Origin of the sequence: Mycobacterium colombiense, assembly GCF_001953985.1 — a bacterium.
Taxonomy (GTDB): Bacteria; Actinomycetota; Actinomycetes; order Mycobacteriales; family Mycobacteriaceae; genus Mycobacterium; species Mycobacterium colombiense_B.
In genome coordinates this window covers 20,143-35,223 of sequence record NZ_MBEI01000040.1, presented here as the reverse complement: position 1 = coordinate 35,223, position 15,081 = coordinate 20,143, and the positions used below count along the sequence as shown (strand labels likewise).

At 68.2% G+C, this 15,081-nt stretch carries 15 protein-coding genes and 1 tRNA gene; 8 read left to right on the top strand and 8 right to left on the bottom strand.

Features of this window, described 5'->3' with window-relative positions; translation table 11 throughout:
* Positions 1-7: 7 nt before the first annotated feature.
* The 3 genes from A5732_RS08670 to A5732_RS08660 are packed head-to-tail and all read left to right on the top strand — an operon-like array spanning position 8 to position 2,035.
* Positions 8-709: an HAD-IA family hydrolase gene (locus tag A5732_RS08670; RefSeq protein WP_253189028.1), complete on the top strand. Its 702-nt coding sequence runs from the start codon at positions 8-10 to the stop codon at positions 707-709.
* Positions 702-1,193 carry a low molecular weight protein-tyrosine-phosphatase gene (locus A5732_RS08665; RefSeq protein ID WP_076101964.1) on the top strand — a complete coding sequence of 164 codons (492 nt, stop codon included), beginning with the start codon at positions 702-704 and terminating at the stop codon, positions 1,191-1,193. The genes A5732_RS08670 and A5732_RS08665 overlap by 8 nt, the downstream gene beginning before the upstream one ends.
* Entirely contained in the window at positions 1,193-2,035 is an 843-nt protein-coding gene (locus tag A5732_RS08660) for an SURF1 family cytochrome oxidase biogenesis protein (protein ID WP_076101963.1), read from the top strand. The genes A5732_RS08665 and A5732_RS08660 overlap by 1 nt, the downstream gene beginning before the upstream one ends.
* Here A5732_RS08660 and A5732_RS08655 read toward each other — a convergent pair.
* Complete coding sequence (locus A5732_RS08655) at positions 2,017-2,973, bottom strand: cobalamin biosynthesis protein (RefSeq protein ID WP_076101962.1); 957 nt, start codon at positions 2,971-2,973, stop codon at positions 2,017-2,019. The two genes, A5732_RS08660 and A5732_RS08655, sit on opposite strands and share 19 nt — an antisense overlap.
* A 155-nt stretch (positions 2,974-3,128) precedes the next feature.
* On the opposite strand from A5732_RS08655, the gene A5732_RS08650 reads away from it, so the two are divergent.
* The 3 genes from A5732_RS08650 to A5732_RS08640 are packed head-to-tail and all read left to right on the top strand — an operon-like array spanning position 3,129 to position 5,131.
* A complete protein-coding gene (locus tag A5732_RS08650) occupies positions 3,129-3,944 on the top strand; it encodes an oxygenase MpaB family protein (RefSeq protein WP_075238375.1) in 816 nt (271 codons plus the stop codon).
* Positions 3,945-4,724 (top strand): SDR family NAD(P)-dependent oxidoreductase, encoded by a 780-nt coding sequence (locus A5732_RS08645; RefSeq protein ID WP_076052717.1) that lies wholly within the window; start codon positions 3,945-3,947, stop codon positions 4,722-4,724.
* 11 nt (positions 4,725-4,735) lie between these two features.
* Positions 4,736-5,131 carry a VOC family protein gene (locus tag A5732_RS08640; RefSeq protein ID WP_076101961.1) on the top strand — a complete coding sequence of 132 codons (396 nt, stop codon included), beginning with the start codon at positions 4,736-4,738 and terminating at the stop codon, positions 5,129-5,131.
* A gap of 4 nt (positions 5,132-5,135) precedes the next feature.
* Here the strand turns inward: A5732_RS08640 and A5732_RS08635 are convergent, their stop codons facing one another.
* From A5732_RS08635 to A5732_RS08605, 7 genes are all read right to left on the bottom strand, one after another.
* The gene (locus A5732_RS08635; protein WP_076052719.1) at positions 5,136-6,254 is read right to left on the bottom strand and encodes an epoxide hydrolase family protein; all 1,119 of its coding nucleotides are present in this window, start codon (positions 6,252-6,254) and stop codon (positions 5,136-5,138) included.
* A 102-nt stretch (positions 6,255-6,356) separates the two neighbouring features.
* Positions 6,357-7,229 (bottom strand): DUF732 domain-containing protein, encoded by an 873-nt coding sequence (locus tag A5732_RS08630; protein ID WP_076101960.1) that lies wholly within the window; start codon positions 7,227-7,229, stop codon positions 6,357-6,359.
* A gap of 514 nt (positions 7,230-7,743) precedes the next feature.
* Positions 7,744-8,709, bottom strand: a complete 966-nt coding sequence (locus A5732_RS27730; RefSeq protein WP_076101959.1) for a peroxiredoxin — start codon at positions 8,707-8,709, stop codon at positions 7,744-7,746.
* A gap of 128 nt (positions 8,710-8,837) precedes the next feature.
* Positions 8,838-8,912 (bottom strand) — tRNA-Val (locus A5732_RS08620).
* A 54-nt stretch (positions 8,913-8,966) separates the two neighbouring features.
* Entirely contained in the window at positions 8,967-9,428 is a 462-nt protein-coding gene (locus A5732_RS08615; protein WP_076052722.1) for a peroxiredoxin, read from the bottom strand.
* Positions 9,428-9,850, bottom strand: a complete 423-nt coding sequence (locus A5732_RS08610; protein WP_007770623.1) for a DUF3052 domain-containing protein — start codon at positions 9,848-9,850, stop codon at positions 9,428-9,430. The genes A5732_RS08615 and A5732_RS08610 overlap by 1 nt, the downstream gene beginning before the upstream one ends.
* A gap of 83 nt (positions 9,851-9,933) precedes the next feature.
* On the bottom strand, positions 9,934-10,521 hold the full coding sequence (locus A5732_RS08605; RefSeq protein WP_076052723.1) for a hypothetical protein: 588 nt from the start codon (positions 10,519-10,521) through the stop codon (positions 9,934-9,936).
* Positions 10,522-10,705: 184 nt separating this feature from the next.
* Here A5732_RS08605 and aceE point away from each other — a divergent pair, with 184 nt between their 5' ends.
* Both aceE and A5732_RS08595 read left to right on the top strand, forming a co-directional pair.
* Complete coding sequence (gene aceE / locus A5732_RS08600) at positions 10,706-13,495, top strand: pyruvate dehydrogenase (acetyl-transferring), homodimeric type (protein WP_076101958.1); 2,790 nt, start codon at positions 10,706-10,708, stop codon at positions 13,493-13,495.
* Between the two features lie 166 nt (positions 13,496-13,661).
* Positions 13,662-14,981, top strand: a complete 1,320-nt coding sequence (locus A5732_RS08595) for a PucR family transcriptional regulator (RefSeq protein WP_076052725.1) — start codon at positions 13,662-13,664, stop codon at positions 14,979-14,981.
* The last annotated feature ends 100 nt before the right edge of the window (positions 14,982-15,081 follow it).

Sequence of the window (15,081 nt, the reverse complement as noted above, 5' to 3'; positions counted from 1 at the left end):
TGGTGAGGTGACAGGCACAACGTCAGCCGATCGCCAGGCCCGCGGCGACGCCACCGCCCCGGGTGGGGCGCAGCTGGTGATCTTCGATCTCGACGGCACGCTGACCGACTCCGCGGAGGGCATCGTCGCCAGCTTCCTGCACGCGCTCGAGCACATCGGCGCCCCGGTGCCGCCCGGCGACCTCGTCGCGCAGATCGTGGGCCCGCCGATGGACGACACCTTCCGCGCCATGGAGCTCGGCGACGACGCCGAGGAGGCGATCGCGGCCTTTCGCGCCGAGTACGGCGCCCGGGGCTGGGCGATGAACGCGCTCTTCGACGGGATCGAGGCGCTGCTGGTCGATCTGCGCGCCGCCGGTATCCGGCTGGCGGTGGCCACCTCCAAGCTGGAGCCGACGGCGCGGCGCATCCTCGCCCACTTCGGGCTCGACCAGCACTTCGAGGTCATCGCCGGCGCGAGCCCCGACGGTTCGCGCAAGACCAAGGTCGAGGTGCTGGCGCACGCCCTGTCGCAGCTGGAACCGCTGCCCGACCGGGTGCTGATGGTCGGTGACCGCAGCCACGACGTGCACGGCGCGGCCGCCCACGGCATCGACACCGTGGTGGTCGGCTGGGGCTACGGCAAGGCCGACTTTCCCGACCGCGCCGCCGCGTCCGGCGTGACGCACGCTGCGACCATCGACGAATTACGGAGGGCGCTCGGTGTCTGATCCGCTGCACGTCACGTTCGTCTGCACCGGCAACATCTGCCGTTCGGTGATGGCCGAGAAGATGTTCGCCGACCAGCTGCGCCGGCGCGGCCTGGCCGACGCGGTGCGGGTGAGCAGCGCCGGCACCGGCAATTGGCATGTCGGTGAGTGTGCCGACGAGCGCGCCGCCGGCGTGCTGCGCGCCCACGGCTACTCATGCGAGCACCGCGCCACCCAGGTCGACGCCGAGCACCTGGGCGCCGACCTGGTGGTGGCCCTGGACCGCAACCACGCCCGCATGCTGCGGCACCTGGGCGCCGACGAAGACCGCGTCCGGATGCTGCGGTCCTTCGATCCGCGCACCGGCGCCCACACCCCCGACGTCGACGACCCGTACTACGGCGACACCGGAGACTTCGAGCGCGTGTACACGGTCATCGAGGCCGCGCTGCCGGGCCTGCACGACTGGGTCGACGAGCGGCTCGCCCAGAACGGATCCACGTGATGCGCCGCCTGCCCTTTCCGCTGCGCCCGGGCTGGATCGTGCTGGCCCTGGTGGTCGCCGCCTTCGCCTACCTGTGCTTCACGGTGCTCGCGCCCTGGCAGCTCGGCAAGCACAGCAGGACCTCGCAGGAGAACCACCAGATCGAATCCTCGCTGAACACCGCGCCCGTCCCGCTGAAAACGCTGCTGCCGCAGCAGAATTCGGCAGCTCCCGACGCGCAGTGGCGCCAGGTCACCGCCACCGGACACTACCTGCCCGGAGTGCAGGTGCTGGCCCGGTTGCGGGTGATCAATTCGAAGCCGGCGTTCGAGGTGCTGGCGCCGTTCGTCGTCGATGACGGACCGACCGTACTGGTCGACCGCGGCTACGTGCGGCCCCTGGAGGGGTCCCATGTCCCGCCCATCCCCCGCCCCCCGACGCAGACGGTGACCATCACGGCGCGGCTGCGCAACTCCGAGGCCGCCGCCGTGAACAAGGATCCGTTCGTGGGAGACGGTGTGCAGCAGGTGTATTCGATCGACACCGAACAGGTGGCGGTGTTGACAAAGGTCCCGCTGGCCGGGTCGTACCTGCAACTGATCGACGGTCAGCCCGGCGGGCTCGGCGTGGTCGGCGTGCCGCAGCTGGACGCCGGTCCGTTCCTGTCCTACGGCATCCAGTGGATCGCGTTCGGCATCCTCGCCCCCATCGGGTTGGGCTACTTCGCCTACTCGGAGATCCGCGCCCGCCGCCAGGAGAAGCAACACCGGCCGTCGCCCGAGGCGCCGCCCACTCCCGAAGCGCCCGAAATCCCGCAGTCCGTGGAGGCCAAACTCGCCGACCGCTACGGCCGGCGGCGGTAATCCGACAGGTACACCACCAGCCCCACCGACACTGCGGTGCCCGCTTGCACCAGCGACGACAGGGCCACCGCGCGCCGCAGGTCGGTCACCGCCGGGACCCGGCCGTCGCCGAGGGTGGGCCGGATCTGCAGCTCGTGGCGATACTGCGTGGGGCCGCCCAGGCGCACGCCCAGCGCCCCGGCGAAGGCCGCCTCGACGACGCCGGCGTTGGGGCTGGGATGGCGGGCCGCATCGCGGCGCCAGGCCCGCGCCGCGCCCGACGGTGATCCGCCGACCAGCGGCGCCAGCAGCACCGCCAGCGACGCGGTCACCCGCGCGGCGACATAGTTGGCGACGTCATCCAATTTCGCTGCGGCCCAACCGAATCGGAGGTAGCGCGGCGAGCGGTAACCCACCATCGAGTCCAGGGTGTTGACGCCGCGATACACCAGCACCGCGGGCACGCCGCCGGCCGCCGCACACAGTAGCGGCGCCACCTGGGCGTCGGAGGTGTTCTCCGCGATCGATTCCAGTGCCGCGCGGGCCAGGCCGGCTTCGTCCAGCGACGCCGGGTCGCGCCCGCACAGCGACGGCAGCAGCCCGCGCGCGGCGTCGACGTCGCCGCGTTCCAACAGCTCCGACATGTGCAGGCCGGTGCGCGCCAGCGAGGTTCCGCCCAGCGCGACCCAGGTGGCCACGGCGGTCGCGGCGATCGACCACGCCCGGCCGCCCCGCGCCGCGGCCCGTTGCACCGCCAGGCCCAGCAGGCCCAGCGCCCCGATCAGCGCGCCGACGTGGAAAGCCCCGGCGACTCGGCTGTCGCGGTACGTCGCGTTCTCCAGCGCCGCCGCGGCCCCGCCGAACAGCGCGACCGGATGGCCGCGGCGCGGGTCGCCCAGCGCGCGGTCGGCCAGATAACCGATCGCCACGCCCGCGATCCGGGTTCGCCTCGCAACCACCTCGGCAGCGTCTCACACGCTTGCGCCCCGGCCGACTAGGCGCTCATCCGGCCAGGCGTGCCCATTCTCGGGCGGATATAACGCGGAGATCATTGATCGTGCCGATCCGGCGATGGTCTACTCGAAGGCATGAGGCCCAGCAGGCAAGGTCCGCGGTGAAGCGGCCCGCGACCCGGGTCGCCGACCTGCTGAACCCGGCGGCGGCGTTGATTCCCGCCGCGAACGTCATCATGCAGTTGTCGTTGCCCGGCGTGGGCTATGGCGTGCTGGAGAGCCCGGTGGACAGCGGCAATGTCTACAAGCATCCGTTCAAGCGCGCCCGCACCACCGGCACCTATCTGGCGGCCGCGACCATCGGGACCGAGTACGACCGGGCGTTGATCTGCGCGGCCGTCGACGTCGCCCACCGGCAGGTCCGGTCGACGTCGTCGAGCCCGGTGTCCTACAACGCTTTTGACCCCAAGTTGCAGCTGTGGGTGGCGGCGTGCCTGTATCGGTACTTCGTCGATCAGCACGAGTTCCTGCACGGCCCGCTGGATGAAGCGACGGCCGATGCGGTCTACCGAGACGCCGGCAAGCTGGGCACGACACTGCAAGTGCCCGAGCCGATGTGGCCGCCGGATCGGGCCGCGTTCGACGAGTACTGGAAACGCACGCTGGACGAGCTGCGCATCGATCCTCCGGTGCGCGAGCACCTGCACGGCGTGGCGTCGTTGGCGTTTCTGCCGTGGCCGTTGCGGGTGCTGGCGGGACCGTTCAACCTGTTCGCGACGACGGGATTCCTGCCTCCCGAGTTCCGGGAGTTGATGCGGCTGGACTGGTCGCCGGGCCAACAGCGCCGCTTCGACTGGCTGCTGACGGCACTGCGGCTGGCCGACCGCCTGATCCCGCACCGGGCCTGGATCTTCGGATACCGGCTCTACCTGTGGGACATGCGATCCCGCGCGCGCCAGGGCCGGCGGATCGTCTAGATGGCGCAGGATCGTCTCGCGGGAAAGGTCGCCATCATCACCGGCGCGGGATCCGGTATCGGGTGGGCCGCGGCCCGCCGGTTCGCCGACGAGGGTGCGCGCGTCGTCTGCGCCGACGTCAGCGGGCAGGAGCGCGAGATCGCCGCCCGGCTCGGCGATGTCGCGCTGCCGGTGCACGTCGACGTCACCGACGCCGCCGATGTCGAGCGCATGGTCGCCACCGCCGTGGACCGCTTCGGCCGGGTGGATGTGCTGCTGAACAATGCGGGATTCGGTGGGCCGCACGCGGCCCTGGCCGATACCGACGAAGAAATGTTCGACAAGATCCTGGCCATCAATCTCAAAGGCGTGTTCCTCGGCATGAAATACGCGATCCCCGCGATGCTCGAGGCGGGCGGCGGCGCCATCGTCAACACCGCGTCGGCGTCCGGGCTGGTCGGCTGGAAAGGCTTGTCCTGCTATGCCGCAGCCAAGGCGGCGGTGGTGCAGATGACGAAATCCGCCGCGCTGGATTACGCCAAGACGAACGTGCGCATCAACGCGATTTGCCCCGGCATGACCTACACCGGCCTGGCCGGGGCCAAACCCGACGACGACGTGCCGCCCGGTGGTTACCTGCCGACGCCGATGGCCCGGTGGGGCGAACCCGCCGAATTGGCCGCCGCCGCATTGTTTCTCGCCAGCGACGAGGCATCCTTCGTCACCGGCGCCGCGCTGGCCGTGGACGGTGGGTACTCGGCCAGCGGCCCGATGGTCGGCAAACCGCGCAAAGCGGACTAGCGTGGCAAGGCATGACCTTTCCAGCGCTCAACCACGTCGCGGTCACGGTGCGCGACCTCGAAGTCAGCGGCCCGTGGTATCGCAACCTGCTCGGCGCCGACCCGATCCTCGATGAGCACACCGATGCCGGCTTCCACCACCAGGTGTGGATGCTCGACGGCGGCACCGTATTCGGCATTCATCAGCACGACCGAGCGGCGCCCGAGGAACAGTTCAGCGAACACCGCGTTGGCCTCGACCACGTCGGCTTCGGCTGCGCGAGCCGCGCCGAGCTGGAGAAGTGGGTCACCCGGCTGGGCGAACTGGGCATCGAGCACGGCGGCATCGTGGATGCGCCGTACGGCTCGGGGCTGAGTTTCCGCGACCCCGACGGCATCGCGCTGGAGTTCTTCGCCCCGCCCGGCTGATCGCTCAGCGCAGGGTCGCGAAGAACACGCGCAGGTCCTCGACGAACAGCTCCGGTTGTTCGAACGCCGCGAAATGTCCGCCCCGCGGCATGTCCGTCCAGTGGGTGATGTTGTAGACCGGCTCGCACCAGCTGCGCGGCGCCTTGAGCAGTTCCCCGGGGAAAGCCGCTACGCCCGTGGGCAATTCGACGCGGTCCCCGCCGCCCCACACCGCAAAGCTCTCCCAGTACAGGCGGGCCGAGGACGCGGCGGTGTTGGTGACCCAGTAGACCATCACGTTGTCGAGCAGCTCGTCGCGGCTCACCGCGTTCTCGGGGTGCCCGTCGCAATCGGCCCAATCCCAGAACTTTTCGACGATCCAGGCCAGCTGTCCGACGGGAGAATCGGCCAGGCCGTAGCCCAGTGTTTGGGGTCGGGTGGACTGTTGCTTGGAATAGCCGGTGCCCCACTTGCGGTGGTTGGCCAACCCGGCCAGCGCTCGTTGCTCCTCCTCGGTCGGGTTGGTCAGCGAGTCCTTGGTGGGCCGGCCGACCGGCATGTTCAGGTGGATGCCTACGCAGTGGCCGACATTGCGGCCGATCTGTGTTGTGACCGCGGCACCCCAGTCGCCGCCCTGGGCGCCGTAGCGGTCGTAGCCCAGGCGCAGCATGAGCGTTTCCCACGCGTCGGCGATCTTTTCCACGCCCCAGCCGGTGTGGCTGGGCTTGCCCGAGAAGCCGTAGCCCGGCAGCGACGGGCACACGACGTGGAAGGCGTCCTCGGCGCGGCCCGAGGCGGGGTTGGTCAACGGCTCAATCACCTTGTGGAACTCCACGATTGAGCCCGGCCAGCCGTGCGTGATCACCAGCGGGAAGGCGTCGGCGTGCGGGGACCGCTGATGGATGAAATGGATGTCCAGCCCGTCGATTTCGGTGGTGAACTGATCGAAGCGGTTGAGCGCGGCCTCCCGCGAACGCCAGTCGTAGCCGCTGGCCCAGTAGTCGGCCAGTTCGCGGGTGTAGGCCAGCGGCACGCCCTGGCTCCAGTCGTCCACGCATTCGGCCTCGGGCCAACGCGTGCGGGCCAGCCGCGATCGCAGATCGTCGAGAACGTCGTCGGGAACGTCGATGCGGAACGGTTTCACGCGTTCATAGTGCTCCCGAGCGCAATCGGCACCGCGCACGCCCCCCGCTGTCGCATGCGTGCGCACGAATGGTCCCGCGGGGCGTCGAGCGTCGTCACTCTCTCAGGGTGCGAGCCTGACAAATCCCGGTGCCATGGGTGGCGCGGGCGGCGCTGGTGGCGGTGGCGCCTCGGATGGTGCCGGCGGCGGCGCAACCGGTGGTGCCGGCGGCGGCGCCGCTGGCAGATCACCACCCGTGCCTCCACCGCCGTCATTACCTGGTGCGGCCCCCGGCTGCGGGGCAACCCTGGGAGGAGGCGGCGACTGTTGTGGTGGCGGCGGCACCCGTTGCGGCCGAGGCGGTGCCGCGATCGGCTGGGGCGGCGCCTGGTGCGCCAATGGCGGTGGTGGCGCCGGAAGCTGCGGCGGGTTCGGCTGGGTTACCTCTCCGGCGGGAACCGCTCCGGTCGACGAGGCGAGCACCGCGCGATGCACATCGAAGTCCAGCCGCTCGCCGGCGGAGCGTGAGTTGACCGCGTTGCGGATGTTGTCCGCCGTCGGGCGCGTCGGATCGTTCTGTCGCGATGCGGCATCGGTGACCAGGAAGGTGATTTTGCTGCGGTCGTATGGACAGTAGGCACCCACCGACGCGGTGATGAACCGCGCTTCGGTACGCGCGAGACGGCCCGGGGCGTAGAAGCGCTCGGGTGGATCGTTGCTTCCCGCATACTCGACCATCGCGTCCAGTACGCGGTCCGCCGGAATGCCGGCATCCAGTGCGCGACACACTTTATGAGCGACGTCGACGAGGCTCGGCACGCCTTCGAGGGCGGGGATGCCTTCTTGAGCGAGCAGCGCCAGGAATTGGTCGTCTTCGTTCGAGTCAGCCGTTGCCGCGCCGCCGCGCAGAATTGCGGCGCCGCTCAGCAAAACAAGGGTGGCAACCAGAACGCCGGCATGGCTGGTGACGCCGGTGCACCTGGTGGTGGTGAACATGACAGGATTTCCGTTCTGCGAGAGCCCGTCCCCGCGCGGACTTTGGATAATCACTTATGCCGCAGGCGTAATCGCCTGCGCGCCAGCGCGTCCCCAACGCAAGTTCGCGATGGGGATATCGCCGGTGGAAGTGGAGCGCACGGTCGTTGACGCGCACCACGTGAGACGCCCATGCGCGGTCGCCGGATCCGTCTGGGTCGCCAGAGGGTAGGGGTCGTCCGCGCAGACGCCGGCGCTCAATATTTTGAGCGCTTCACCGCAGGCCAAACGGGGACGCCGGGTGAAGTAGACCTCGCCCTTCCCGACACATCCCAACAACCGCAGGATGACATATCCAGCAAACAGGTTGCCGTTAGCCAACGGCATGAAAAAATCGTACTTTCAGCACGCTGTCAGGCGACATACGCATTACCTGGGTGTGTACTGCGGGTTAGCTGTTATCCGACTAGCGAACGCCTGTCCAGATTACGAAACACGTGTACAACAAGTTTCGCCGAGGCAGGTCCCCGACCCCTCAGAGCGCTCGCAGGCCACCTAGGGTCCTGCCTATCAGTTCACGCCGTTGGTCGATCGTCATCGAGTCACCGAGGGGGGCGTGCACCCGCAAATAACCTTGTGACACCAGTTCGCCGACCAGGAACCGCGTCGCACCGAGCGGCAAGGAGAGCCGAGCGGCGATCTCTGCGACCGAAGGGCTCTGCACGCAAAACGCCAGGATCTGGCCCCGCACATCGTTTCTCGGCCAGCGCGGCGGCTTCGATGTGGTGTTGAGCGCTTCGACCGGAGCTTCGAGTGGCAGTTCGACACCAGAGTCGGTGTGGCCTCCCGTCAGCGTGTATGGCCGCACCAGGCTCGCCTCGCCCGCGGCTTCCCGCTCGCTGCCCTCGTCCCCCGGCCGCTGGTGTGCGTCGGAATCCTTTCCGCCGGCGTGCGGCGAACTATGCAGTCCCTTGCGGTGCTGCAGGAACCACAAGGTCTGGTCGGCGTGCACGGATGCTCGAAGCTCGTTGGAAACCACCTTGAGTACGGTGCGATCGGTGTCGATGACGAACGTGGTCCGTCTGACCGGCAGCAGCCGGGCCAGCAGGCCGCGGCGCCGAGTGTGCCGGCCTCGCCGGGCCGCCTCACGCGCCACGACGGATCTACTCAGCTTGGCGAGCCTGCCCCGGCGCACCCCGAACAGCTCGGACACCACGCCGTCCGCGTCGGAGAGCAGTGGATAGTCGAACGAGCGCTGTTGGGCGAAGTGGGCCTGCCTGTCGACGGTGTCGGTGCTGATGCCCACCCGCTGGGCGCCCACGGTGACGAATTCGTTGCTCAGGTCCCGAAAATGACAGGCCTGGGCCGTACAGATCGGTGAGGAGGCCAGTGGGAAGAAGAATAGGACAACCGGCCCGTCGGCCAGGAGCGCCGACAGCGCCTGGGGCCGACCGGTGTGATCGTAAAGAGTGAAGTCAGGCGCCTTCTCGCCCGCGATCATGGGCAAAGAGTAACTCTGGGAAGCTCGGCGCCACCACATTCGAAGAATTCAGTCAAGGCCGAACAGTTCACAGGGTTTGCCCGCCAAACCCGGCCGACTCGTCTTGCGACGCTGAACTGCAACAACGTTGGTGGGCGCGGACGGTATCGAACCGCCGACCGCTGGTGTGTAAAACCAGAGCTCTACCACTGAGCTACGCGCCCGTGCCCGGGCAGGCTACCTGCCCGAAGGCCAACTTCCCAAAATTCTCAGCCCCCTCAGGCCCGCAAGGCCGCCAGGGCGTCCGTCCAGAGCCGCTGGTCGCGGGACTCGCCGGGCTGCTTCATCTCGGCGAAGCGGATGATCCCGGACCGATCGACGACGAACGTCCCACGGTTGGAGTAGCCGGCGTCCTCGTTGAACACGCCGTAGCTCTGGCTGACCGCGCCGTGCGGCCAGAAGTCCGACAGCACCGGAAAGGTGAAGCCGCTGTCCAGCGACCAGACCCGGTGCGTGGGCGGCGGGCCCACCGAGATGGCCAGCGCCGCGCTCTCGTCGTTTTCGAACTCGGGCAGGTGGTCACGCAACAGGTCCAGCTCGCCCTGGCAGATCCCGGTGAAGGCCAGCGGGAAGAACACCAGCAGAACGTTCTTGGCGTCCCGATAGGAACTCAACGTGACGCGTTGTTGGTTCTGGTCGCGCAAAGTGAAATCCGGGGCGGTTGTGCCGACGGGCAGCATCAACGCTTCCCGGCACGGGATTTGGGCTGCACCAACCGGCTGGCGCTCCAGTCACCCAGGTTGACCGACGAGGTCGGCATCAGACCGGCGGTGGGGGCGGCCTCGGCGATCTCGGCCGGCAGTACGTGACCCGGCTTGCCGGTCTTGGGCGTCAGCACCCAGATCACGCCGTCTTCGGCCAGCGGGCCGATCGCGTCCATCAGGGTGTCCACCAGATCGCCGTCACCGTCTCGCCACCACAGCAGCACGACGTCGACCACCTCGTCGGTGTCCTCGTCGAGCAAGTCACTGCCGCAGGCTTCCTCGACCGCGGCGCGGATCTCGTCATCGGTGTCTTCGTCCCAGCCCCACTCCTGGACAACTTGGTCCCGTTGGATGCCCAATTTGCGGGCGTAGCTCGGGGCGTGATCCGCCGCGACCACCGTGGAGCCTCCTTAACGTCCGCGCGCTATGCGATTGGGGATTATCGTCGCACAGCCAGAACCTGGTCCATACTTCCGCATCATCACGTTGCCAGGCACAGTTTCACCGCGTTCTTTTTCGTGTCGTTGAGTTGATCGACCCGCTTGTTGAATTCCCCGGTCCCCGCGTGGGTGCCGATGGCGTTGGCCACCGCGCGGGCGGCGTCGATGTAGGCGTTGAAGGCGTCCTTGATCTGCTGCGACATCGCATCGCTGAAGCTGTTGCCCACCGTCGTGGCGCTGTCGTTGAGGGCGTCGATGGCCGGGCCCTCGGTCGGGCCGGTGCCGCTACCGGCGTTGAACGCCTTGACGAATTCGTTGGTCTTGTCGATCGCGTTCTTGCTGGTGGTGATCAGCGTGGCGCAGGCGGTGCGCACCGCCTTGGTGGTCAGCGACTGTTGCCGCTGAGACTCCCGGACGCTCGAAGTCACCGACGACGCGGACACCGAGGCCGACACCGACTGCCGGTAGGCCGGCGCCACTTTGGTGTCCGGCGTTGCCGTGCCGTTGGTGACCGAGGTGCACCCGACGATGCCCATCAACGTCACGGCGACACACCCGAGGGCCAACGCCCCTCGCCGGGGCACAGCCTTCACCTGCGTCTGAGCGACGGCACCCCACCCGATGAGCACACGCCCGACGTTACCGGGTGGCCCCCGTACTTGCCCCAGACCCGCCGAATTGTGGTTCGCCAGGTAAAGCCCCCTCGCCTACCCGACGTCGGCTATCCGCGCGAAACACCGGTGCGGCACGATGGTGGCAGGGTGCGACCCACCCGTTACGGCACACATTCCGCCACACAACAGGAGTAGTGCGTTGACAACTGAGTTCGTGCGCCACGATCTGGCCACAAACCCCACCGGCGCAACCGAACCCGACCGCGTTCGGGTGATCCGCGAGGGGGTGGCCTCCTACCTACCCGACATCGATCCGGAAGAGACGTCGGAGTGGCTGGAGTCCTTCGACGAATTGCTGGAGCGCTCCGGCCCGTCGCGGGCGCGCTATCTGATGCTGCGATTGCTGGAACGGGCCGGCGAGCAGCGAGTCGCCCTCCCGTCGCTGACGTCAACCGACTACGTCAACACCATTCCGACCGAACTCGAGCCGTGGTTCCCCGGCGACGAGGACGTCGAACGGCGCTACCGGGCATGGATCCGGTGGAACGCCGCGATCATGGTGCACCGCGCCCAGCGTCCGGGAGTCGGTGTGGGCGGCCACATTTCGACTTACGCGTCGTCCGCGGCACTCTACGAGGTCGGCTTCAACCACTTCTTCCGCGGCAAGTCCCACCCCGGCGGCGGGGACCAGGTGTTCATCCAGGGCCACGCGTCGCCCGGCATCTATGCGCGCGCCTTCCTGGAAGGCCGCCTGACCGCCGACCGGATGGACGGCTTCCGGCAGGAGCACAGCCACGCCGCCGGCGGGCTGCCCTCCTACCCGCACCCGCGGCTGATGCCCGAGTTCTGGGAGTTCCCCACCGTCTCGATGGGCCTGGGCCCGCTCAACGCGATCTACCAGGCGCGGTTCAACCACTACCTGCACGACCGGGGCATCAAGGACACTTCCGACCAGCACGTGTGGTGCTTCCTGGGCGACGGCGAGATGGACGAGCCGGAGAGTCGCGGCCTGGCACACGTCGCCGCGCTGGAGGGTCTGGACAACCTGACCTTCGTCGTCAACTGCAACCTCCAACGCCTGGACGGCCCGGTGCGCGGCAACGGCAAGATCATCCAGGAGCTCGAGTCGTACTTCCGTGGCGCCGGCTGGAACGTCATCAAGGTCGTCTGGGGACGCGAATGGGACGCCCTGCTGCACGCCGACCGCGACGGCGCGCTGGTGAACCTGATGAACACCACCCCGGACGGCGACTACCAGACGTACAAGGCCAACGACGGTGCGTACGTGCGCGACCACTTCTTCGGCCGCGATCCGCGCACCAAGGCGCTCGTGGAGAACATGAGCGATTCCGAGATCTGGAACCTCAAGCGCGGCGGCCACGACTATCGCAAGGTCTACGCCGCCTACCGGGCCGCCGTCGACCACAAGGGTCAGCCCACGGTGATCCTGGCCAAGACCATCAAGGGCTACTCGCTGGGTGCGCACTTCCAGGGCCGCAACGCCACCCATCAGATGAAAAAGCTTGCGCTGCAAGACCTTAAAGACTTCCGCGACGCGATCCGGATTCCGATCAGCGATGCCCAGCTGGAAGAGGATCCCTACCTGCCGCCCTACTACCACCCCGGCTCCGACGCCGAGGAGATCCGCTACATGGTTGACCGCCGGCGCACCCTCGGCGGCTTCCTGCCCGAGCGGCGGACCAAGACGAAGGCGCTGCGGCTGCCCGGTCGCGACATCTACGCCGCGTTGAAGAAGGGGTCGGGAACCCAGGAGGTCGCCACCACCATGGCGACGGTGCGGACCTTCAAGGAAGTGTTGCGGGACAAGGAAGTTGGCCCCCGCATCGTGCCGATCATTCCCGACGAGGCGCGCACCTTCGGCATGGACTCGTGGTTCCCGTCGCTGAAGATCTACAACCGCAACGGTCAGCTGTACACCGCCGTGGACGCCGAGTTGATGCTCGCCTACAAGGAAAGCGAAGCCGGCCACATCCTGCACGAGGGCATCAACGAGGCCGGATCGGTCGGTTCGTTCATCGCGGCGGGCACGTCCTATGCGACGCACAACGAGCCGATGATCCCGATCTACATCTTCTATTCGATGTTCGGCTTCCAGCGCACCGGTGACGGACTATGGGCCGCCGCCGATCAGATGGCTCGCGGCTTCTTACTCGGAGCCACCGCCGGGCGCACCACGCTGACCGGCGAGGGCCTGCAGCACGCCGACGGTCACTCGCTGCTGCTGGCCAGCACCAACCCGGCGGTGGTCGCGTACGATCCGGCTTTCGCCTACGAGATCGCCTACATCGTGGAGAGCGGGCTGGCGCGGATGTTCGGGGAGAACCCCGAGGACGTCTACTTCTACATCACCATCTACAACGAGCCGTACGTGCAGCCGCCCGAGCCGGAGAACTTCGATCCCGAGGGCGTGCTGCGCGGCCTGTACCGCTACCACGCCGCCACCGATCAGCGGGCCAACAAGGCGCAGATCCTGGCGTCGGGGGTGGCGATGCCATCGGCACTCAACGCCGCGCAGATGCTGGCCGCGGAGTGGGACGTCGCCGCCGACGTGTGGTCGGTGACCAGCTGGGGCGAGCTGAACCGCGACGGCGTGGCCGCCGACCGGGCGCGGCTGCGCCATCCGGACCGGCCGGCCGGCGTCCCGTACGTCACCCAGGCCCTGTCGAACGCCACCGGGCCCGTCGTCGCCGTGTCCGACTGGATGCGTGCCGTGCCCGAGCAGATCCGGCCCTGGGTGCCGGGCACCTACGTCACCCTGGGCACCGACGGGTTCGGCTTCTCCGACACCCGGCCCGCGGCGCGCCGGTACTTCAACACCGACGCCGAGTCGCAGGTGGTGGCGGTGCTGGAGGCGCTGGCCCGCGACGGCGAGATCGACCCGTCGGTGCCGGTCGCGGCCGCCCGCCAGTACAAGATCGACGACGTGCTGGCCGCCCCGGAGCAGACGTCCGACCCCGGCGTGGCCTGACCCCGAAGGCAGCCCTGACGAGTGTGCGCCCAGCCGCACAGTGGTCGCCGAGCGTGCGGCTGGCCGCACACTCGACCACTCCCGGCGCGCTATGTTGAGGCATTCTTAAGGACGCCACGCGCCGCCTTTGGCGGAAACTTCTAGAAAAGGCGCGTAGGTTTTAGGGGTGAATGACAACCCCTTCGCCGGTCCGTTCGCCAAGCAGCCCAGATCCCCGCTCGAACTGCTGGACACGGTGCCGGATTCGGTCCTGCGGCGGCTGAAGCAGTACTCCGGCCGGCTGGCCACCGAGGCGGTCTCGGTGATGGGCGATCGGTTGCCGTTCTTCGCCGACCTGGAAGCGTCGCAGCGGGCCAGCATGGCGTTGGTGGTGCAGACGGCCATCAATAACTTCGCCGAGTGGATGCAGGACCCGCACAGCAACGTCAGCCACACCGCGCAGGCATTTGAACTGGTGCCCCAGGACCTCGCCCGCCGCATCGCGCTGCGCCACAGCGTCGACATGGCGCGCGTGACCATGGACTTCTTCGAAGAGGTCGTCCCGCTGCTGGCCCGCTCCGAGGACCAGCTGACCGCGCTGACGGTGGGCATCCTCAAGTACAGCCGCGACCTGGCGTTCACCGCCGCGACCGCCTACGCGAACGCGGCCGAGGCCCGCGGAACCTGGGACAGCCGGATGGAGGCCAGCGTCGTCGACGCGGTGGTCCGCGGCGACACAGGCCCCGAGCTGCTGTCGCGCGCAGCGGCGCTGAACTGGGACACCACCGCCCCGGCGACGGTGGTGGTCGGCACCCCGGCCCCCGGGCGCGACGGGTCGACCGGTCCCGACGACAGCGAGCGCGCGAGCCAGCACGTCCGCGATATCGCCGCACAGCACGGGCGCGCGGCCCTCACCGACGTGCACGGCACCTGGCTGGTCGCGATCGTGTCCGGCCAACTGTCGCCAACCGACAAATTCCTGGGCGATCTGCTGGTCGCGTTCGCCGACGGCCCCGTGGTCGTCGGACCCACCGCGCCCATGCTGACGGCGGCCTATCACAGCGCCAGCGAGGCGATATCCGGCATGAACGCCGTCGGTGGTTGGCGTGGAGCGCCACGTCCGGTTCCGGCCCGCGAACTGCTGCCCGAACGGGCCCTGATGGGTGATGCGTCGGCGATCGTGGCGCTGCACACCGACGTGATGGGCCCGCTGGCCGACGCGGGTCCTACGCTGATCGAGACTCTTGATGCTTACTTAGATTGTGGCGGCGCCATTGAGGCTTGTGCCAGAAAGTTGTTCGTTCATCCAAACACCGTGCGCTACCGACTCAAGCGGATCACCGACTTCACCGGCCGGGATCCCATGCAGCCTCGTGACGCATATGTGCTGCGAGTGGCGGCGACGGTCGGCCAGCTCAACTACCCGACCGCTCCATCCAGCCCATCCATCAGTGCCATGCCGGCGGTTCCGCTGCCGGTCAAAGGGGCTGTCGCGGGGCAATCCTGATGATAGTGACCCAGGCAACAGATCGCGGCACGATATCAAACCAGTAGCTTAAGGAGCCGTTTTGTAGGGTGTGCACAAAAAGCTAAGACGAGGTTCATAA

What these genes read in the sequence shown, in the direction of transcription:
- A5732_RS08660 (WP_076101963.1), top strand. Translation starts at nt 1,193, where the DNA reads ATGCGCCGCCTGCCCTTTCCGCTGCGCCCGGGCTGGATCGTGCTGGCC.
- A5732_RS08645 (WP_076052717.1), top strand. Translation starts at nt 3,945, where the DNA reads ATGGCGCAGGATCGTCTCGCGGGAAAGGTCGCCATCATCACCGGCGCG.
- A5732_RS08640 (WP_076101961.1), top strand. Translation starts at nt 4,736, where the DNA reads ATGACCTTTCCAGCGCTCAACCACGTCGCGGTCACGGTGCGCGACCTC.
- A5732_RS08630 (WP_076101960.1), bottom strand. Translation starts at nt 7,229, where the DNA reads ATGTTCACCACCACCAGGTGCACCGGCGTCACCAGCCATGCCGGCGTT.
- A5732_RS27730 (WP_076101959.1), bottom strand. Translation starts at nt 8,709, where the DNA reads ATGATCGCGGGCGAGAAGGCGCCTGACTTCACTCTTTACGATCACACC.
- A5732_RS08615 (WP_076052722.1), bottom strand. Translation starts at nt 9,428, where the DNA reads ATGCTGCCCGTCGGCACAACCGCCCCGGATTTCACTTTGCGCGACCAG.